The sequence below is a fragment of the Edaphobacter lichenicola genome, from assembly GCF_014201315.1.
Taxonomy (GTDB): Bacteria; Acidobacteriota; Terriglobia; order Terriglobales; family Acidobacteriaceae; genus Edaphobacter; species Edaphobacter lichenicola_B.
This window is the reverse complement of sequence record NZ_JACHDY010000001.1, coordinates 871,741-891,604: the sequence shown is the minus strand read 5'-3', so window position 1 is coordinate 891,604 and position 19,864 is coordinate 871,741. Positions and strand designations below refer to the sequence as shown.

General features: G+C 59.3%; 18 protein-coding genes. 6 read left to right on the top strand and 12 right to left on the bottom strand.

Going from position 1 to position 19,864, the window contains the following annotated elements; genetic code table 11:
• Window positions 1–6 precede the first annotated feature (6 nt).
• From HDF09_RS03710 to HDF09_RS03695, 4 genes are all read left to right on the top strand, one after another.
• Window positions 7–483: a GyrI-like domain-containing protein gene (locus tag HDF09_RS03710; RefSeq protein WP_183761618.1), complete on the top strand. Its 477-nt coding sequence runs from the start codon at window positions 7–9 to the stop codon at window positions 481–483.
• A gap of 50 nt (window positions 484–533) precedes the next feature.
• The gene (locus HDF09_RS03705) at window positions 534–1,232 is read left to right on the top strand and encodes a glycosyltransferase family 2 protein (protein WP_183761616.1); all 699 of its coding nucleotides are present in this window, start codon (window positions 534–536) and stop codon (window positions 1,230–1,232) included.
• 68 nt (window positions 1,233–1,300) lie between these two features.
• Window positions 1,301–2,056, top strand: coding sequence for a TIGR00266 family protein (locus HDF09_RS03700; protein ID WP_183761614.1), 756 nt, complete (start codon window positions 1,301–1,303; stop codon window positions 2,054–2,056).
• Window positions 2,057–2,176: 120 nt separating this feature from the next.
• Entirely contained in the window at window positions 2,177–3,568 is a 1,392-nt protein-coding gene (locus HDF09_RS03695) for a cytochrome P450 (protein ID WP_183761612.1), read from the top strand.
• Here HDF09_RS03695 and HDF09_RS03690 read toward each other — a convergent pair.
• Window positions 3,565–3,987, bottom strand: coding sequence for a MauE/DoxX family redox-associated membrane protein (locus HDF09_RS03690; RefSeq protein WP_183761610.1), 423 nt, complete (start codon window positions 3,985–3,987; stop codon window positions 3,565–3,567). The genes HDF09_RS03695 and HDF09_RS03690 overlap by 4 nt on opposite strands.
• Window positions 3,988–4,138: 151 nt before the next feature.
• Here HDF09_RS03690 and HDF09_RS03685 point away from each other — a divergent pair, with 151 nt between their 5' ends.
• Window positions 4,139–4,930: an ABC transporter ATP-binding protein gene (locus HDF09_RS03685; protein WP_183761605.1), complete on the top strand. Its 792-nt coding sequence runs from the start codon at window positions 4,139–4,141 to the stop codon at window positions 4,928–4,930.
• A 397-nt stretch (window positions 4,931–5,327) separates the two neighbouring features.
• On the opposite strand, the gene HDF09_RS03680 is transcribed toward HDF09_RS03685, so the two are convergent.
• The 11 genes from HDF09_RS03680 to HDF09_RS03630 form a co-directional block, all read right to left on the bottom strand.
• Window positions 5,328–5,933, bottom strand: coding sequence for a GNAT family N-acetyltransferase (locus HDF09_RS03680; protein ID WP_183763287.1), 606 nt, complete (start codon window positions 5,931–5,933; stop codon window positions 5,328–5,330).
• Window positions 5,934–6,238: 305 nt separating this feature from the next.
• On the bottom strand, window positions 6,239–7,648 hold the full coding sequence (gene argH, locus HDF09_RS03675; protein WP_183761589.1) for an argininosuccinate lyase: 1,410 nt from the start codon (window positions 7,646–7,648) through the stop codon (window positions 6,239–6,241).
• Entirely contained in the window at window positions 7,641–7,907 is a 267-nt protein-coding gene (locus tag HDF09_RS03670) for a hypothetical protein (protein ID WP_183761586.1), read from the bottom strand. The genes argH and HDF09_RS03670 overlap by 8 nt, the downstream gene beginning before the upstream one ends.
• The gene (locus tag HDF09_RS03665) at window positions 7,880–8,311 is read right to left on the bottom strand and encodes a GIY-YIG nuclease family protein (protein WP_260180904.1); all 432 of its coding nucleotides are present in this window, start codon (window positions 8,309–8,311) and stop codon (window positions 7,880–7,882) included. Before HDF09_RS03665 ends, HDF09_RS03670 begins: the two co-directional genes overlap by 28 nt.
• Window positions 8,312–8,339: 28 nt before the next feature.
• The gene (argG, locus tag HDF09_RS03660) at window positions 8,340–9,683 is read right to left on the bottom strand and encodes an argininosuccinate synthase (protein WP_183761583.1); all 1,344 of its coding nucleotides are present in this window, start codon (window positions 9,681–9,683) and stop codon (window positions 8,340–8,342) included.
• 73 nt (window positions 9,684–9,756) lie between these two features.
• Complete coding sequence (locus HDF09_RS03655; protein ID WP_183761580.1) at window positions 9,757–10,215, bottom strand: hypothetical protein; 459 nt, start codon at window positions 10,213–10,215, stop codon at window positions 9,757–9,759.
• Between the two features lie 43 nt (window positions 10,216–10,258).
• Complete coding sequence (argF, locus tag HDF09_RS03650) at window positions 10,259–11,353, bottom strand: ornithine carbamoyltransferase (RefSeq protein WP_183761577.1); 1,095 nt, start codon at window positions 11,351–11,353, stop codon at window positions 10,259–10,261.
• The gene (locus tag HDF09_RS03645; RefSeq protein WP_183761574.1) at window positions 11,346–12,602 is read right to left on the bottom strand and encodes an aspartate aminotransferase family protein; all 1,257 of its coding nucleotides are present in this window, start codon (window positions 12,600–12,602) and stop codon (window positions 11,346–11,348) included. The genes argF and HDF09_RS03645 overlap by 8 nt, the downstream gene beginning before the upstream one ends.
• Window positions 12,599–13,381, bottom strand: a complete 783-nt coding sequence (gene argB / locus HDF09_RS03640) for an acetylglutamate kinase (protein WP_183761571.1) — start codon at window positions 13,379–13,381, stop codon at window positions 12,599–12,601. The genes HDF09_RS03645 and argB overlap by 4 nt, the downstream gene beginning before the upstream one ends.
• Window positions 13,378–14,499, bottom strand: coding sequence for an N-acetyl-gamma-glutamyl-phosphate reductase (argC, locus tag HDF09_RS03635; RefSeq protein ID WP_260180903.1), 1,122 nt, complete (start codon window positions 14,497–14,499; stop codon window positions 13,378–13,380). Before argC ends, argB begins: the two co-directional genes overlap by 4 nt.
• Window positions 14,492–14,932 carry an arginine repressor gene (locus HDF09_RS03630; protein WP_183761568.1) on the bottom strand — a complete coding sequence of 147 codons (441 nt, stop codon included), beginning with the start codon at window positions 14,930–14,932 and terminating at the stop codon, window positions 14,492–14,494. The genes argC and HDF09_RS03630 overlap by 8 nt, the downstream gene beginning before the upstream one ends.
• A gap of 330 nt (window positions 14,933–15,262) precedes the next feature.
• On the opposite strand from HDF09_RS03630, the gene HDF09_RS03625 reads away from it, so the two are divergent.
• On the top strand, window positions 15,263–19,678 hold the full coding sequence (locus HDF09_RS03625; RefSeq protein ID WP_311718575.1) for a glutamate synthase-related protein: 4,416 nt from the start codon (window positions 15,263–15,265) through the stop codon (window positions 19,676–19,678).
• Window positions 19,679–19,864: the final 186 nt, after the last annotated feature.

Below are 19,864 nucleotides of genomic sequence, written 5' to 3'. Positions count from 1 at the left end.
GATGCGATGACTATCCAGCAGCACTCCGGGTTCTACGTGGTAGGCGTAGCGGCTCGCACTGATAACGCGGCAGAGAGGAACGGCAAGGGAAAGATCGGAGAGATCTGGCATAGGCTATTGCGCGATAATCTTGCCGCGAAGATTCCGAACAAGCTTGGTATCGATCTGATTGCGGTGTATACCGACTATGAGAAGGATCATAACGGCCAGTACACCTATCTTCTCGGGTTGCCTGTGTCTTCGATTCACAACGTGCCTGCGAAGTTCGTTGCGAAACATATTCCCGGGGGTCGCTACGCCGTTGTTACGTCGAATAGAGGGCCGGTGACAAAGGTTGTTCCTGAGACCTGGCAGCGTATCTGGTCTATGTCGGTTGCTGAGTTGGGTGGTACGCGATCGTTTCGAGCCGACTACGAAGTTTACGATCAGCGTTCGACCGATCCGGAGAAGGCTCAGATTGAAGTGTATGTCGGCCTCCGTTGAACGCACACTCACGCACTGCAGCTCAGGTTGGACCGACGCAAAGAATCAGGATGCCACCACAAATATCTGTCATTATTCCCGCACTGAATGAAGCCGAATCGATAGGCTCTGTTGTTTCTGAGATGCCCTGGCAGCTTATCGCCGAATGTATCGTCGTCGACAATGGGAGCACTGACGAGACTGCTACGATTGCCGAGGCTGCGGGTGCGCGTGTTGTCCGGTCTCCATGTGGATACGGAGCGGCGTGTAAAGCGGGGGGCGATGCGGCAATATCTTCGAGCACTATTCTGGTCTATATGGACGGTGATGGCTCCGATGTTATTGCGGACCTGCCAAGGCTGGTGGCTCCGATAGAGGCCGGCGATGTGGACTTCGTTCTTGGATCGCGTATTCGTGGCAGGCGCGAGGCGGGGTCGATGCTCGGTTCACAGGTTTTTGCTGCTCACCTGGTCGGAGCTCTCTTACGCGTCTTACAAGGTGTTCGATATACCGATATGGGGCCTTTTCGGGCAATTCGCAGAACGTCACTTAACGAGTTACAAATGTCAGAGTTGACCTATGGATGGAATCTCGAGATGCAGATTCGTGCTGCGCGGAATAAGCTTCGCATTCGGGAGATTCCGGTTGATTATCGCAAGCGCAGGGGAGGGACCTCCAAGGTTTCGGGTGATGTGAAGGCTAGTATGAAGGCTGCGGTTCGGATTCTCGAGGTGTTGTTTCGTACGGGCTTTTCGCGCAAACCAGGCTAAGAACTGTCCGAATAAGGGAAGGTTCGCCACCCACGTATACTTGTTGCGTTGCGGTATCAGGAGATCTTATGCAAAGTCGCATTCTTGGCACTACCATGCCCGTTCTGGAGTTTGCCCTTGGCCCGAATGACGCGGTCATCTCGGAGGCGGGAGAACTCTCGTGGATGACTGCTTCAGTTCAGATGACTACGCACACTCAACATGCCGGTGGCGGTGGTTTCTTTGGCGCTATCGCGAGGGTGGCCGGAGGCGGATCGCTGTTCATGACGGAGTACCGCGCTATTGGCGGCGCCGGCGAGGTTGCGTTCGCGACGCGGGTGCCAGGACACATTGTGCCTGTGGAGGTTGGTCCGGCGCATGAGTACCTCGTTCACCGGCATGGTTTTCTCTGCGCTACCGCGGCCATCGAGCTGGGGGTTGGTTTTCAGCAGTCGCTTGGCGCGGGGATCTTCGGTGGTGACGGATTTTTATTGCAGAAGATCAGCGGACAGGGCATTGCGTGGCTTGAGCTCTCTGGGGAACTTGTGATCAAGGATCTTGCTCCCGGTGAGACGCTGCGGGTTCATCCCGGTCATGTGGGCGCGTTTCAGTCTACCGTTTCATTTCAGATTCAGCGCGTACCTGGCATCAAGAATCTGATCTTTGGCGGCGATGGTGTCTTTCTTGCGGCGCTTACAGGTCCCGGTCGTGTGTGGTTGCAGACTCTGCCGATCTCGCGGCTTGCACATCAGATTCAGGAGTACCTGCCGAAGGAGCGCGCGCAGCAGGCTGCTGAGGGCGGGGTTGTCGGCGGTATTGTGGGTTCGATTCTGAAGGGGATGTAATTGCGGTTAGAAGATTTGGCGATAGATGCTTGATCAGCATCTCTTCCAACAGATCAAAGTCATTTGGGCCCCGATGCCGGAAGTATGGCTGGGTGAGTCTAAACTCATGTAGAGGTCCGAATGACTACGGTCGCACTCGATATTCATCCTGGACGCTCGAAGAGATACCCTGCCGGTCCTTCTTTTCTTCCACGATTTGTCTCTGGGCGCATGTTTCGACAGACGGCGGTGGAGTCTATGACGGAGTCTGCGCGTCGTTATGGTGACTTGGTCCACTACACCGTCTTTGGACGGCATATCTACCAATTGAATCACCCTGAGCTAGTTGAGGATTTCCTTCTCAAAGATGCGAACAAGCATCATCGCGGCATTGTGATGCAGCGGGCGAAGATCGTGCTGGGTGAGGGCTTGCTGACCAGTGAGGAACCACTGCATATGCGTCAACGGAGGCTTGCGCAGCCAGCATTCCTGCGTCAACGTATTGCGGCGTATGGCGAGGTGATTGGGCAAAATGCTGCGGGGATCTCAGAGAGTTGGAAGCGGGGCTCAGTTCGTGATGTGCACGAAGATATGCTGGAGTTGGCACTGCGGATCGTCGGCAAGTGCCTGTTCGATCTGGACGTTCAGTCGCACGAAGAGGTGAAGAAGGTTTCGACGGCGGTCGATGCGTTCATGGGATTTCTTCCACTGGCTATTCTGCCTTTTTCTGAACAGATTCAACGATTGCCTCTGCCTGCCATGAAACGGATTCGCAAGGGACAGGCTGACCTCGACGCCATTATCTATGGAATGATTCGGGAGCGACGCCGGTCGCCGGGAGATCGAGGCGACCTTCTTTCCATGTTGCTTGAAGCAGTGGATGTAGATGACTCCAGCGGCCGTATGTCGGATCAACAGGTGCATGACGAGTGCCTGACGATTATGCTTGCGGGCCATGAGACTATTGCGAATGCTCTGAGCTTCGCGTTATGGCTGATCGCGAAACATCCAGAGGTGCAGACACGTCTGTGGCAGGAGGCACGCACGGTTCTTGGCGACCGAACGTCGACAGCGGAGGACTACTCGCGTCTGCCTTATGCTACTCAGGTCTTCTCGGAGACCATGCGGCTTTACCCTCCCGTGTGGGTGACGGCTCGTACCTGTGTCGAGCCTTATGAGATTGCCGGCTATGCGATTGCTAAAGGCGCTGTGCTTGTCGCGCCGCAGTTCGTCGTTCACCGGGACCCGCGCTTTTACGCTGACCCGCTTCGCTTCGATCCTGATCGTTTTGCCGTTGATAAAAGAGAGACTGCCAGACCACGGCCACGATTCGCCTTCTTTCCGTTTGCGGCGGGAAGCCGGCAGTGCATCGGCGAAGGGTTGGCCTGGATGGAGGGAGTGCTGTCTTTGGTTACGATCGTTCGTGACTGGCGGCTTAGTCTGCCCGAGGGATCAGCTGAGATCGCGCTTAATCCTGCGATCAGCCTTCGGCCAAAACATGGAGTTCCGTTGCTGGTGGAACGAAGAGGCTAACGGCTCTTCATCCAGGAGTCGATCGAGTATCCGTTGTAGCGGTGTAGAAAGATTAGCGCGGAGTAGATCAGTGCGCAGGTGAGTTGGGTTCCTGCGGCGGCCCAGTCCTGCAGAAGAGCCGATCCAAACGTCAGCACGGCGATGAGGAGACTTGCGGCGATGAGCGCTGCTCGGGTTCTCAGGCCGATGAGAACGAGGAGACCTAAGAGAGATTCGATGGTGGGCAGGATTAAGCCGAAGAACCATACGCTCCATGCAGGAAGTGGCGCATGGCCGAACTGCATGACGAGTTTCGCTGCGAACTCTCCTGGACCAGCGATCATGCGGCTTACGCCGTGCATCATCAGATTTATGCCGACCACCATGCGCAGCAGGGCGTAGGCTAGGCGCTCGTCAGCAAACTCTGATTCTTCTGCCATTCCGTTTTCCGCTCCTTTTTTGTACGCAGCGTTCGAGACTATGTTGTTTCATCAGATGTCAAAACTGACACAGGGTTACGGACTTGCAATTCGAGCATAAGGAACGGTCGAGTGATGCATAAGTTAGTGGCTCTCTCTATATTCTGAAGCTATGCAAGGGAACCTAGTAGAACCTTTTCTTCATCTCGCCCACGTCAACGTAGCCCGCGGAGAGAATGTTGTTCTTCACGATATCAACCTGTCGGTCAATGCTGGGGAGCACATCGCGATTCTTGGCCCGAATGGGTGTGGCAAGTCGACGCTGATCAAGACGATTACTTGCGAGTGTTATCCGGTGGTGCACCCGGAGATGAAGGTCAGGATCTTTGGGCGCGAGCGGTGGGATCTTACGGAGTTGAAGAAGCGGCTGGGTGTGGTTTCGGCAGAGTTGCCGGGGAAGCAGACGCTGAAGACTAGCGGCCGGGATGCGGTGATTACTGGCTTTTTTTCTAGTAGTACGCTGTGGCCGAATCTTTTGGTGACGGATTCTATGCGGGTTCATGCGGAGGTGGTGCTGCGGCAGATTGATGCGGTGGGGTTTGCGGAGAAGCTGGTGGGGGAGATGTCGGCGGGGCAGCAGAGACGGATTATGATAGGGCGGGCGCTAGTGGGGTCGGCGGGGATGTTGCTGCTGGATGAGCCTTCGAATGCGCTGGATCTGGCGGCCCAGGCGGAGCTGCGGGGGTTGATGCGGCGGCTGGCGCAGCAGGGGACTGGGATCATGCTGATTACCCATCATATTGCGGATATTCCGCCGGAGATTGACCGGATTTTGATGATGCGGGAGGGGCGGATTGTCGCGGATGGGTCGAAGGCGGAGTTGCTTACGGCGGAGAGGTTGAGTGATTTGTTTAAGACGGAGGTTCAGCTTTCGGAGCGGGATGGTTTTTATCACGCCTGGTGAGGGATTTTTTTTCTGGCGTGGTGATTTGGGGTTTTTACAGGGGTATTTTGAGAAAAGTGGGTGCGTAGCGTGGTGTTTTGGGTGGTGAAACGTGGTGTTTAAGCATGGTGGACGTGGTGTTTTAGCAGATCGTTTTTGAGGGGCGAAAAATGCGCCACGGTTTTGAGATTTATTTTTTGAGTGTTTGAAAGAGCTGTCCTGCCGGACGGGCCCACTGCGCGTGGGGCGGGCGTTCGCACGCCTTTTTAGAGCTTCGCATGGTCCTCCCGTTGGTCGGAGGAAGATGATTCCGACCAACGGGAGGACCACTCCACTTCAATTACCAAGAAGGTACACACGTCACGAAGTGACCGCTCCACGCGCAGTGGGCCCGTCCGGCAGGACATCTTCTTTTCAGCTAATTTCCCTGGGAGATTACGCCGGTCTGGAGCTTGACTAGTTCGGGCTGGGCGATGCGTGATGGGCCGAGGACGGCGATCTTTGGCAGGGGGCCGCGGACCATCGCGACTTCGTCGCAGGCGTAGAGGCGCGGGCAGGTTTGGCAGTCTTTGTAGATCTTGTCGGGCAGCGTGGTGCGGTCGACGACGCGGAAGCCGAAGTGGAAGAAGAAGTCCGGGATGCGGGTGAAGAGGCAGACGGCGGTGACCTTTTGCTCTTCGGCTTCTTCGAGGAGCGCGCGGAGGAGGCGGCCGCCTGCGCCCTGGCCTTTTGCTTCGGGCTTGACGACGATGGAGCGGACCTCGGCGAGGTGGGGGCCGTAGAGGTGGAGGGCGCCGCAGCCGAGGAAGACGCCGCCTGAGTCTCCGTCGACGGGGGATTCGGCTACGGCGAAGTCGCGGATGTTCTCGCAGATCTCGGCGTAGTTGCGGCGGAGGAGGGTGCCGTCGCCGGAGAGGGAGTTGACGAGGTCGAAGATGGCGACTGCGTCGGGGAGTTTGGCTTTGCGCACGGTGGCGCCACCTACGCGGAGGCGGGATGAGGAGGTAGATTCACTCACGGTCATCAGGGGGGTGATGGGCAACTGTGTTCGGCTCCTTGGTTTATTTTCGCAGAGTATTGGATGATTTGAGGATTCGGTTTGGTGCGGGTGTTGAGGAGTGCGGTTCGCGCCTTCGCGCGAAGGCCCACATCTCAAAATCGAGATATGTGGCACCCGGCACCCGGCAAAAGACGAAATACGGGGGGTCTCTCCACTACGCAATAGACGATGGAACTGTCTATTGCTTCGGTCGAGATGACGAATCCGTGGGGAAGCGAGAGATTGAACCAGCTTCTTTGGGTAAGCAAGAGGTTTAACCGGCTTCGTCATCACGCGTGCTCCGTGAGACGGGCCTTTGCTTCGGTTAGGGCGGTTTTGACGCGGGGGCGGGCGGTGCCTCCGATGACGTCGTGGCAGTCTAATGTTGCTTCCAAAGTGATGGCCTGGAAGAAGTCGTCGCCGAACTGGGGGCAGATGGTGCGGAGTTCGTCGAGGGTAAGTTGCTGGAGTTCGCGTTGGGTTTCCAGGCCGAGGCGGACGGCGTTGCCGATGTGCTCGTGTGCTTTGCGGAAGGGGATGCCCTTATCGGTGAGATAGGTTGCGGCGGCCATGGCGTTGAGGTAGCCGGAGTGGGCGGCGATCTTCATGGCGTCGTAGCGGAATTTCAGGGACGCGGTGAAGGCGGGGAGGACGCTTAGGATTCCGGCGATGGTGTCGGCTGCGTCGAAGACTGGCTCCTGGCCTTCTTGGAGATCTTTGTTGTAGGCGAGTGGGAGGCCTTTGATGAGGGTGGCTAGTGTTGTGGCTGCGCCTAGCAGGCGGCCGGATTTACCTCGGATGAGTTCGGTTAGGTCGGGGTTTTTCTTCTGCGGCATCGCGCTGGAGCCTGTGGAGAAGCGCTCGGGGAGGTCGAGGAAGCCGAACTCTGCGGTTGAGTAGAGGGTGAGTTCTTCGGCGAAGCGGGAGATGTGAATGCCTAGCGTGGCGATGGCTTGAGTGAACTCGAGGGCGAAGTCGCGGTCGCTGGTGGCGTCCATGCTGTTGGGTGTGGGCGCGTCGAAAGCGAGGGCGCGGGCGGCGATGGTGCGGTCCAGGGCGAGGGTTGCGCCTGCTACTGCTCCGGAGCCGAGGGGGCAGAGGTTCATGCGCTTGCGGGCGTCGGTGAGGCGGCTAGCGTCGCGCTCGATCATGCTGACGTAGGCTAAGAGCCAGTGGGCTACGAGGACGGGTTCGGCGCGCTGGAGGTGGGTGTAGGAGGGCATGGTGGCTTCGCCTGCTTGCTCGGCTAGTTCGACCAAGGCTTTGCGCCATGCGGTGAGGCCCGCGAGTGTGTTGTCGATGGCTTCGCGGACGAAGAGGCGCATGTCGGTGGCGATCTGCTCGTTGCGGCTGCGGCCGGTGTGTAGCTTGAGGGCCAGGTCGCCGATTTGTTTGGTGAGTTCGAGTTCGACGTAGTGGTGGACGTCTTCGGCCTGGGGGGTGGCGGTGACGATGGCTTCGCCTTGTTCGGAATGCTGCTGGGCTATAGCGCGGAGGCCTTCTTCCATTTGCAGGAGCTCTTCGCTGGTGAGGATGCCTGCGGCTTGGATGGCTCGGGCGTGGGCTATGCTGGCTTCTACTTCGTAGGGGACTAGCCGCCAGTCGAAGGGAAAGGAGCGCTGCCAGGATTCGAAGGTGGGGTCGAGTGGTTCGCGGAAGCGGCCGGACCACATTTTGGTTGGTTGTTCGTTGTTAGACATCGTTATCCTTGAAATTCTCTTTTGCGAGCGAGATGGCCAGCAGGATCAATTTGCCGTCAATGGTTGTTCTTACTACTTCGACTATGCTTCCCGGAACGAATTCCCAGTGCTCATCTTCGGGGTCGTAGTTATCAGGTGGTAGCAACTGGTATTTGCCTTGGCCGAGTGAGACCGCAGACGTTGGCCGAATCACATCTACTGCTTCTTCGAAAAGCTTAACGTAGACAGTTTTCAGGGCAGGTTGTTGGCTCTCTGACATTGCGGCTTAGTCTCTTTAGCTGCGGGCTCTCCTGACTCGTCTGGCATCAGTTCTTCCCAAGTTGGGTTCGTCTTTTCAATCAAAGCGATTTTCTGTGTCCGTGTCCAATGCTTGAGTTCCTTCTCACGAGCGATGGCGTTATTGATGTACTGATGACGCTCGAAGAAAACGAGCCGGGTGACTTTATAGCGTGATGTGAAGCTGCTTGGCGCTTCTTTGCGGTGTTGATAGATTCTTTTGCGAAGGTTGTTGGTGACGCCAATGTAGAGAATGTGGGAGCGGTTGGAGAGAATGTAGAGCCAGAATTGGTATTCGCGTTTTGGCATTGTGCTTTCTGTTGTGTCTGTGGCTTGACTAGCGAAACGCAGATTCCCTTCGGGAATGACAACAAAAAGAAACGACAACAAAAGTATCTTGCGAAAGAATTGGTGGCTACTCCTTGGGTTCCTTGGTGGTGGTGAGTTGGGGCATTTCGGAGCCTTTGCTTAGGGTGATTAGGCCGGTTTGGGCGTAGGTGATTAGTTTGGCGCGGGTGTCGGTGATGTCTAGGTTGCGCATGGTGAGTTGGCCGATGCGGTCGCGGGGGGAGAAGGTGGATTCGCCCTTTTCCATGGTGAGGCGCTCGGGGTGGAAGGTCAGGTTGGGCGATGCGGTGTTGAGGATGGAGTAGTCGTTGCCGCGGCGGAGTTCGATTGTAACTTCTCCGGTTACAGGTTTGGCGACCCAGCGCTGGGCGGCTTCGCGGAGCATGATGGCCTGGGGATCGAACCAGCGGCCCTGGTAGAGGAGTCGGCCTAGCTTGCGGCCGCTGTCGCGGTACTGCTCGATGGTGTCCTCGTTGTGAATGCCGGTGATGAGGCGCTCGTAGGCGATGAAGAGGAGAGCGAGGCCGGGGGACTCGTAGATGCCGCGGCTCTTGGCTTCGATGATGCGGTTTTCGATCTGGTCGCTCATGCCGAGGCCGTGGCGGCCGCCGATCGCGTTGGCTTCGAGCATGAGGGCTACGGGGTCGGAGAGCTCTTTGCCGTTGAGGGCGACGGGGAAGCCTTCTTCGAAGCGGATGGTGATCTCTTCGGGTTTGATGGTGACGTCGTCTCGCCAGAAGGCGGTGCCCATGATGGGGGCGACGATCTTCATGCTGGTGGTGAGGAGCTCGAGGTCCTTGGCTTCGTGGGTTGCGCCGAGGATGTTGGAGTCGGTGGAGTAGGCCTTTTCAGCGGACATCTTGTAGCCGAAGCCGGCCTTGGTCATGAAGGCGGACATCTCGGCGCGGCCGCCTAGCTCGTCGATGAAGGTGGGGTCGAGCCAGGGCTTGTAGACCTTGAGGTCGGGGTTGACGAGGAGGCCGTAGCGGTAGAAGCGCTCGATGTCGTTGCCTTTGAAGGTGGAGCCGTCGCCCCAGATGTTGACGTCGTCTTCCTTCATGGCGGTGACGAGCATGGTGCCGGTGACGGCGCGGCCTATGGGGGTGGTGTTGAAGTAGGTGACGCCGGCGGTGGTGATGTGGAAGGCGCCGGACTGGAGGGCGGCGATGCCTTCGCGGACGAGGGGGCCGCGGCAGTCGATGAGGCGGGCCTTTTCGGCGCCGTACTCGAGGGCTTTGCGGGGGATCTCGTCGTAGTCGGCTTCGTCGGGCTGGCCTAGGTTGGCGGTGTAGGCGTATGGAATGGCGCCTTTTTGCTTCATCCAGTGAAGCGCGGCGCTGGTGTCGAGGCCGCCGGAGAAGGCTATGCCGACTTTTTGGCCGAGGGGGAGGGTTTCTAGAATTACGGACATGTGGGGCGGACCTCAGTACTAGGTTTAGCTGGAGGTAAACTCAGCGGGTTAAGACGAGTTCCGTAGCGCTTAGCTAGCAACCAAGCGACTCATATTGTTTCCAAACAGCGCTGTCATCCGTTACATAAAATATCGGCTCCATCTTTTTATGTTCGATGATTTCTGTTATGCCGTTGACACTAATTGCTTCATAAGCCGGGTACCCAGAGGGAAATCCTTGTGGGGGATTTTTTAGCTCGAAAGGCGCTCTGCATCTCATCTCGCCATTTTCTTTCTTCAGAGTATGTCCATTTTTATCTCGCAATATAAATTGCGCTTTGCGCCATGGCACAGAGTAATAGTTCATAGTAAGCGAAGCATTGGCGCGTGTAAGTTCCGGTGGGAGGTTAACCCATTTTGGCAGCCTCGACTCATTCGCTAATTCGAATGTTGACTCAGGAAAATACTCGCATCCAATTATTGAAAAACTTAAAAGTGTTAATACAACCCCAAAAACCACATACCTTTTGAGGAGTTTAACGATCTTGATCATTTGTTAACGCCTCTACTGTTCATCAGTGCCTTGGCGAATTGATTTAGCTGCGTTTGCGGGGTTGGGTTCCGCGGTTGCGGCTATTGGTGGTGCGCTTTGCTCCGCCGAGGAGCATGAGCAGGATGGCTTTTTGGGCGTGCATGCGGTTTTCGGCCTGGTCGAAGACTACGGATTGGGGGCCGTCGAGGACGGCGTCGGTGACTTCGGCGTTGCGATGCGCGGGGAGGCAGTGCATGAAGACGGCGTCGGCTTGCGCGTGGGCCATGAGGCCTTCGTTGACCTGGTAGGGCTTGAAGATGGGGGCGCGCTTGGTGGCTTCGTGCTCGAAGCCCATGGAGGTGCATACGTCGGTGTAGACGGCGTCGGCTCCGGTGACGGCTTTGACGGGGTCGTGCATGAGGGTGATGCTGCCGCCGGTGGTCTCGGCGATCTCGATGGCTTTGTGGATGATTTCGAGTTTGGGCGCGAAGCCTTTGGGGGTGGCTACAGTGCAGTGGGCGCCGAGTTGAGCGGCGGTGAGCATGAGGGAGTGGCAGACGTTGTTGCCGTCGCCGATGTAGGTGAAGTGAAGGCCCTCTGCGGAGCCGAAGCGCTCCTCGAGGGTGAAGAAGTCGGCGATGGCCTGGCAGGGGTGCTCGAGATCGGAGAGGGCGTTGATGACGGGGATCTTGGAGCAGGCGGCGATCTCGGTGATGGTGTCGTGGGCGTAGGTGCGGAGGACCATGATGGACATCCAGCGCTCGATGTTGTGGGCCATGTCGGCGAGGGACTCGCGCTCGCCGAGGGGGGATTGGGTCTGGTCGACGAAGATGGCGTTGCCGCCGAGGGTGTTGATGGCGGTCTCGAAGGTGAGGCGAGTGCGGAGGGAGGCCTTCTCGAAGAACATGACCATCTGGCGCGCGTCGAGGGCGTGGCGGAAGTCTTCGGGGTTGTTCTTGACGGCGTGGGCGAGCTCCATGATGGCGGCCATCTCCTCGACGGTGAGGTCGGCGATGGAGCAGAGGTCGCGGCCGTGCAGGCGCTTGGAGGCTTCGCTGAATGCGGTGTCGGACTGGATGCCGAGGGTGGCGTGGGCGCGGGCGGGGACGAGGTCGTCGGTGTCGGGTTTTGAGGTCATGATGACGGTTTTGCTACCCATGAGATTTTTCTCCTGCCGGTGCTGCGCCGGCCAGTGCTGCAGTGAAGATCTCGTCGAAGGCTTTGATGGCGGTGTCGACGTGTTGCCGCTCCAGAAGGAAGGGCGGGAGGAGACGGAGGACCGTGTCGCTGGTGCGATTGATGATGATGCGGCGCTCCATCATCTGAGCGGCGACGCGCTGGGCGAGGTCGGCGGAGTTGATCTCCAGCCCAAGCATGAGGCCTTTGCCGCGGACTTCGGTGATGCAGTCGTGTCGTTTGGCTAGCTGCGTGAGCTGGTCGTGGAAGTAGGCGCCGGTTTCGTTGATGTGGGCGAGGAGGTTGTCGCGTTTGATGGTGTCGATGACGGCGATGGCTACGGCACAGGCGAGTGGGTTGCCGCCGAAGGTGGTGCCGTGCATGCCGGGGGTGATGGCCTCGGCAGCGGCGTTTGTGCAGAGCATCGCGCCCATGGGGATGCCGTTGGCGATGGGCTTGGCCAGGGTGGTGACGTCGGGGAGGATACCGTAGTGCTGGTAGGCGAACCACTTGCCGGTGCGGCCCATGCCGGACTGGATCTCGTCGGCGATGAGGAGGGCGCCGGTGGAGTCGCAGAGGGCTCGGGCTGCGGCGAAGAACTCCTGGGTGACGGGGTGGATGCCGCCTTCGCCCTGGATGGGCTCGATGCAGATGGCGCAGACTTCGCTCGAGAACTTTGCGCGGAGGTCGGCTACGTCGTTGAAGCGGACGAAGTCGACGCCGGGCATGACGGGCATGAAGGGCTCGCGGTACTTGTCTTTGGCCGTGGTGGCGACCGAGCCCATGGTGCGGCCGTGGAAGCTGTGGTCGAGGGCGAGGAACTTTGTGCCGATGGTGCGGCCCTGGGCGCGGAGACGGCCGGCGTTGGCACGGGAGAGCTTGAGGGCGGCCTCCCAGGCTTCGGTGCCGCTGTTGGTGAAGAAGACGCGGCCGAGGCCGGAGATCTCGGTGAGGCGAAGGGCGAGTTCTGCGGTGTGCTCGTGGAAGAAGAGGTTGGAGGTGTGGAGGAGGCGTTTCGACTGGTCGGCGATGGCCTCTGTGACGGCGGGGTGTGCGTAGCCGAGGCCGCAGACGCCGATGCCGCTAAGGAGATCGAGGTAGTCGTTGCCGTTTTCGTCGCGCAGGTGAACGCCCTCGCCGCTGACGAAGAGGATGGGGTTGCGCTCGTAGGTGTTGAGGAGCAGCTTCTTTTCTGCTGCCTGGATGGATTGCAAGTTCGGTGCTGCGTTCATGCGACCATGACCTCCGTTCCGTCGTTGACCCGTGTGGAGACGAGGTCAGGTAGTAGAGATGCTGCTTCTGCGGGAAGAATACGTACGCGCTTGACGCCGTGAGTGAGGGCGTCGCGGCAGGCGTTGAGTTTGGGGAGCATGCCGCCGGAGACGACCTGCGCCTGTTCCATGGCGGGGATCTGCGCGAGGGTGAGCCAGCGCATGACGTTGCCGTCGGCGCCTTTGACGCCGGGGACGTCGGTGAGGAAGACGAGGGTGTCGGCCTTGGCGCCGATGGCGCAGGCGGCGGCCATCTCGTCGGCGTTGATGTTGTAGTACTCGCCGTCGAAGCCGAGGGCGATGGAGGAGATGACGGGGACTGCGCCCATGGCCCAGATGGCCTCGAGCCACTTGGGGTCCATGGCGGCGATCTCGCCGACGAAGCCGAGGTCGGGGTTGGTTTTTTTCTTGCGAGCGCGGAATACGTGGCCGTCGCCGCCGGAGAGGCCTACGGCGGACTGGCCGTGCGTGCCGATGGAGGCGACGAGGGATTTGTTGACGCGGCCGGCGAGGACCATGAGTGCGGCGTCGCGGGTTTCGGCATCGGTGATGCGGAGGCCGGAGATGAACTCGCTCTTTTTGCCCATCTGGGCGAGGGTGCGGGTGAGCTGCACGCCGCCACCGTGGACGACGGCGACCTGATTGCCATCCGCGACGAGGTCGGCGATGGCTTTACCGCAGGCGTGGAGGATCTTCTTGTCCTCGAGAGCGGCACCGCCTAGTTTGACGACAAATCTCACAGCAAGCCCTCCTCTTCATTCCATCCGCACATCAGGTTGAGGTTTTGAACCGCCTGACCGGAGGCTCCTTTTAAAAGATTGTCGAGGCAGGAGACCAGGATCAGACGCTTCCCGTCGGCGGCCAGTGCAAAGCCGAGGTCGCAGAAGTTGGTGCGCACGATGTGTTGGATCTCGGGCAGGTGCGGCGTGTTGCGAAGCCGGACGAGCGGGCTGTGTCGATAGAAGTTTTGCAGCACGGTGGTGATTTCGGCGGCTTCGGTTTTGGTTTTGAGGCGGAGGTAGATCGTGGACAGAATTCCGCGCGGTATGGGTAGTAGATGCGGGGTGAACTGGATCTGATCCGAGGTGATGTGAAGCTGCTCCAGTAACTCTCCGGTGTGCCGGTGGCCGAAGACTGCGTAGGCGGAGAAGTTGTCGGCTGCGTACATGAAGTGGGTCTTGGCGGTGGGAGCTTTGCCTGCTCCGCTGACTCCGGATTTTGCGTCGCAGATGATGCCGTGATCGAGGTCGACGAGGCCGGCCTGGAGAAGCGGGGCCAAGGCGAGGATGATGGAGGTGGCGTAGCAGCCGGGGTTGGCGACGAGACGGGCTTTGCGGATCTCGTCGCGGTGAAGCTCGGGGCAGCCGTAGACGGCTTCTGATTGAAGCTGTGCGGCGTGGTCTGCGTTGGTGTCCTTCAGCTTGTAGATGGCGCGATTGGCGTGGTGCTGGAGCCGCCATGCGCCGCTGAGGTCGATGACCTTGATGCCGCGTTCGATGGCCTGGGGAACCCACTCACGGGACTGCTCGTGTGGTGTGGCGAGGAGGAGGACTTCGGTTCCGGAGTCAACGATGCGGTCCCATGAGAAGGGGAGGATCTCGTGGGCGTGATCTTTGCCCGCGACAGCAAGCTGGGGATGGATGTCTTCGAGGGAGTGCGGGGTGGTGGACTCTGGTTCGCCGGCGCGGCCGAGGAACGTGGGTGCGGTTCCGCGGAGTCTGGGATGATGCAGGAGCAGGCGCGCGAGCTCGCCGCCTGCATAGCCGCCGATGCCGGCGATGGCAGTGCGGGGCGCGGTGGTGCGTGCGGCGGGTTGATCGAGTACGTTCGTCATGTTTGAGATGGTTGAGTTAGCCAAGGTAGTCTTCGATTCGTGTCTTCAACAGGTTTGCTTGTTTCTCGTCCGGGCAGATGATGAGGACGGTGTCGTCGCCGGCGATGGTGCCTATGACCTCGGGCCAGTCTTCGTAGTCGATGCCGGCGGCGATGGGTTGAGCGCTTCCGGTGGTGGTGACGAGGACGAGGAGGTTGAGGGCCTGGCGGACTTCGAGGCCGAAGCTTTCGAGAACCTCGCGGATTCCGGGGAGCGCGTCGTCGTCGGAGTCGTTGCCGTTGGGGAGCGAGTAGCCGTTTGGTCCTTTATTTAATCTCAGTTCATGGATATCGCGCGATAATGTTGCTTGAGTGACATGAAATCCGCGTCCGGCTAGTTTTCGACGTAGCTCGTCCTGGCTGGTGACTGCGGTCTTTACCAGCAGTTCTCGAATTACGGCGTGACGCTGTTGCTTCATTAGTTTTGTTGTACCTGTGTTCCCGTAGTTAAGTCGTCAACAGCGGCTCAATTTAGTAGACGCGCTATTTAGCAGATGAACTCATTCTGTATAAATATACATTATTTGTGTATATTTATGCATGCGCTATCTCATCAGTTTCTTCGTTGATGCGCGCTCCACACAAAAAGGAAGGGTCGCGACCAGGATTTTGGTGCCGGGTGCGACGTATAGTGAAGCATGGAACGGTCCCAGGCAGCTAGTTTGTCCCCAACTCGCCTTGATGCGGGTGTGTCTTCCGCGGTATCGCCGTCGCTTCTTGACGCGCGTTTTGACCATGACTCTTGTGGTGTGGGTTTTGTTGCCTCGGTGGAGGCTTCGTCTTCGCATGTAATCCTGGAGCAGGCGCTGACGGCGCTGGGACGGCTGGCGCATCGCGGTGCGACGGCGGCTGATGGGAAGAGCAGCGACGGGGTTGGCGTGATGACTGCGGTTCCGCGGTCGCTGCTGGTGAAGGCTGCGAATCTTTCAATTGACCACAAACAGTTGCTGGGTGTGGGGATGCTGCTGATTCCGGTGGCGGAGACGCGTGCGGAAGAGATTGTGGAGCGGTGCCTGCAGTCTCATGACTTTGAGATTCTTTGTTGGCGCGACGTTCCGGTGCGGACCGAGTACCTGGGGCAGACGGCGCTGGAGACGATGCCGAAGATTCGTCAGGTGCTGATCGTCGATGCGGCGGATGCCGAGCCGGAGACGATGGAGCGGCGGCTGTATCTTGCGCGGAAGCAGTTTGAGCGGGCGCATGAGCAGGGCGATGTGACGGGGTATGTGTGCTCGATGTCGTCGCAGACGATTGTTTACAAGGCGATGTGTACTGGGGTTTTTCTGCGGGATTTTTATCCTGATTTGGCTTCGGAGGATTACGTTACGCCGTTCGCGGTGTTTCATCAGCGGTACGCGACGAATACGCTGCCGACGTGGCATCGGGCGCAGCCGGGGCGGAAGCTGGGGCATAACGGCGAGATCAATACGGTGTGGGGAAACCGGGCGCGGATGGACGCTCGCGACTCGACGCTGCCGGTGGAGTGCAAGCCGGTGTTGACGAAGGATGGGACGGACTCTACGAGTCTTGATGAGGCGGTGGAGCTGCTGTCGCAGAATGGCAGGACGCTGGCTGAGGCGGTTCGTATGCTGCTGCCGCCGGCGACGGAGGGGCATCATGAGTCTTCCTTTTTGCGATACCACACGGATTGCGCGGAGCCGTGGGATGGTCCGGCTGCGCTGGCGTTCAGCGATGGACGCGTGGTGGGTGCGGCGCTGGATCGGAATGGACTGCGGCCTTGTCGATTTGCGATAACGAGCGCGGGGCTGGTGGTTGCTGGGTCGGAGGCGGGGTTGGTGGATCTCGATCCGGAGGAGGTGACACATAGCGGACGGCTGGGGCCAGGGCAGATGCTGCTGGTGGACCTGGAGCGGCACAAGATCTATGAGGATGAGGAGTTGCTAGAGCTGTTCGACGTGGGGGCGACTTACGCAAAGCTGGTGGAAGATACTCCGCTGATTGCGGCTGAGGCGCCGGCGGTGGATTCGGGTGCGCTGGCTGCGGTGCAGCGTGGATTTGGGTATACACGCGAAGACGTGAAGATGATTTTGCAGCCGATGGCGCTGGAGGGCAAGGACGCTGTGTATTCGATGGGGGATGATACGCCGCTGGCGTTTCTCGCCCGGTCGCCGCGTCCGATCTATGCGTATTTTCGACAGAGGTTTGCGCAGGTGACCAATCCGCCGATTGATTCGCTGCGCGAGTCCTGCGTGGTGTCGCTGCATACGCGGCTTGGGCCTTGGCCTCACATGCTGGATAAAAATGCGCCGCTGCCCGGAGTTTCTCTGCCTTCTCCATTTTTGACGCTGGGGCAGGTGGAGGCGCTGCGGAAGGGGGAGTATCCGCACAAGGAAGAGCTGAAGCTGGCGGAGTTGCAGGCGGTGTTTGGTGCGGAGAAGACGCTGACGCAGGGGATCGATGATCTGTGCATGCAGGCGATCAAGCTGGTGCGTGAGGGGGCTCGGATTCTTTTGCTCTCTGATCGCAGTGCGAGTGCGGAGAGACTGCCGATTCCGATGGCGATGGCTACGGGTGCCGTTCATCACGCGCTGGTGGATGCTGGGCTGCGTACGCTGGCTGGGCTTGCTGTTGAGGCGGGAGATTGCAGGGACATTCATCATGCAGCTGTGCTGATTGGTTATGGTGCTGGAGCGGTTTGTCCTTGGCTTGCGCTGGAGACGGGCAGGAGTCTTGCGCCTGCTGGTACTGATGCGGCGGATGCTGAGCGGAAGATGATGAAGTCGCTCGATGCAGGGCTCGCGAAGGTGATGTCGAAGATGGGGATCTCGGTGGTGGACAGCTACCGTGGGGCACATCTGTTCGACATTCTCGGCTTGCACTCGAGTGTGGTGGCGCGGTGCTTTTACGGGACGCCGGCTCCGTTGTCTGGTGTGGGATTTGCCGAGGTGGAGCGGCAGTTGCGGCATACGTGGACGCCGGGTGAGGCTGCGGCTTCGGCGGATCTGCCGGATTATGGGTGGGTGCGATTCCGGAAGGCGGATGTCTCGGAGCCTCATGCGTGGCAGCCGCCGACGGTGAAGGCGTTGCAGTCGGTGGTGGGGAGTGCGCGGAATGTGCCGCAGCCTACGGACCCTGCGGGTGCGTTCGCGATCTATACACGGGATGTGATTGCGCGGGATCCTGCGGTGTTGCGGGATCTGCTGGAGATTCGTCCGGCGGGGCCTGAGCTGGCGTTGAATGATGTGGAGACGCCTGCGAATTTGTGCAAGCGATTTGTGGCCAGCGCGATGTCGCTTGGTTCTTTGAGCCCGGAGGCTCACCAAACGATTACGGCTGCGATGAATATGCTGGGCGGCCGGTCGAATACTGGCGAAGGTGGCGAGGACTCGGCGGTTTATAGGGTGCATCCTGAGAGCGCGGAGAGGGTCGATGCGGGTGGAGGAATGAGCCTTGCGGCTCGGTCGGGCGGAGGCGCTGCGGTGGCCGAGGCTGCGGTGGAAGCGCCTGCGGTGCATGTGAACCTGAACAACAAGATCAAGCAGATTGCGTCGGGGCGGTTTGGCGTTACGGCGGAGTATCTCGTGCACGCTGAGGAGATTGAGATCAAGGTAGCGCAGGGAGCGAAGCCTGGCGAGGGTGGACAGCTGCCTGGGCACAAGGTGAGCGGGCTGATTGCGCGATTGCGTCATGCGCAGCCGGGGGTGGCGCTGATCTCGCCGCCGCCGCATCATGACATTTATTCGATTGAAGATCTGGCACAGCTGATCTACGACCTGAAGCGAGTGAACCCGAAGGCTGCAATTGGCGTGAAGCTGGTGTCGGGTTGTGGTGTGGGTACGGTTGCTGCCGGCGTCGCGAAGGCGTATGCGGACTACATCGTGATCGCTGGGAATACTGGCGGAACTGGTGCGGCGGCGCTTTCGAGCATCAAGTATGCGGGGAATCCGTGGGAGCTGGGGCTTGCAGAGGCGCAGCAGGTGCTGATGCAGAATGGCATGCGCGGACGCGTGAGGTTGCGAACCGACGGCGGGCTGGCTACGGCGCGGGATATTTTGATTGCGGCGCTGCTGGGCGCGGATGAGTATGCGTTTGGCACGGCGGTGCTGGTGGTGCTGGGCTGCGATATGGCGCGGCAATGTCATTTGAATACCTGTCCGACTGGGATTGCGACGCAGAAACCGGAGCTGAGGGCGAAGTTCCGTGGGAAGCCGGAGCATGTGGTTCGGTTCTTCGAGCAGCTTTCGGGGGATTTGCAGCATTTGCTGGCTCGTTATGGGCTGCCTTCGATTGAGGCGGCGATTGGGCGCTCGGACCTGTTGGAGCAGGTTCGGTTCGATGGGAATCTTGATCTGCAGCCGATGCTGGCGAGGGTGTCGGATGGGTCGAGCCGGTTTATGGGTGTGCGAAATACACAGCCGGTTGCGGGGCCACCGCTCGATGAAGCTTGGGTTGCGCCAGCTATGACTGCAACGGATGCTGGAGAGCCGTTTGTGGTGGACTCGAAGATCGCTAACTCTGATCGGGCTGTGGGTTCTCGATTGGCTGGCGAGTTGGCGCTGCGTCGAGCGCAGGGAGAGCTTGCGGCGAATATTACGTTCAATCTAACGGGAACGGCGGGACAGTCGTTCGGCGCGTTCACTGTGGATGGGATGAAGCTGGTGCTGGATGGACAGGCGAACGATTTTGTTGGGAAGGGTCTGTCGGGCGGTGAGCTTGTGATTCGGGCGCGTGGTCTGGCGGCGAAGGATAGCGGGAAGCATGTGATTCTTGGCAATGTCGCTCTCTATGGCGCGACGTCCGGAAAGTTGTTCGCGGCGGGGCGTGCCGGAGAGCGGTTTGCAGTTCGTAACTCCGGTGCGATTGCCGTCGTCGAGGGCGTTGGCGACCACGGGTGCGAGTATATGACCGGTGGTGTGGTGGCGATTCTTGGCCGGGTTGGGATCAACTTTGGCGCGGGGATGACGGGTGGCCTGGCATGGGTTCTTGATGCTGACGGCTCCTTCGTGTCGGGGCCGAGGTATCATCCGGAGTTCATTGACGCTGAGCCGTTTAATGCTATTGGAGTTGAAGCGCAGGAGAGTCTGCGGGCTTTGATTGCTGAGCATGTGAAGGAGTCGGGGAGTGGGCTGGGGCAGGCGATGCTGGCGGATTGGCCAGCGCGGGCTGCGGGGTTCATTCGGTTGACTCCGCGTCCTCAAGCTTAGGCGCTGATCAGGCTGCGGTGTGGGATGGCGCGCCGCAGCAGCGTGAGATGGCGACTGGTTGGATTGCGGCTTGGCTTCGTTGATTCGCTTCAGTGAGGCGCTTCGGTCAGACAGGGAGTGCATAAAGATTCATTTTGGGGGAATGAATCGTAATTCATTCTTGGCAAAGTCGTGTGGATTCATTAG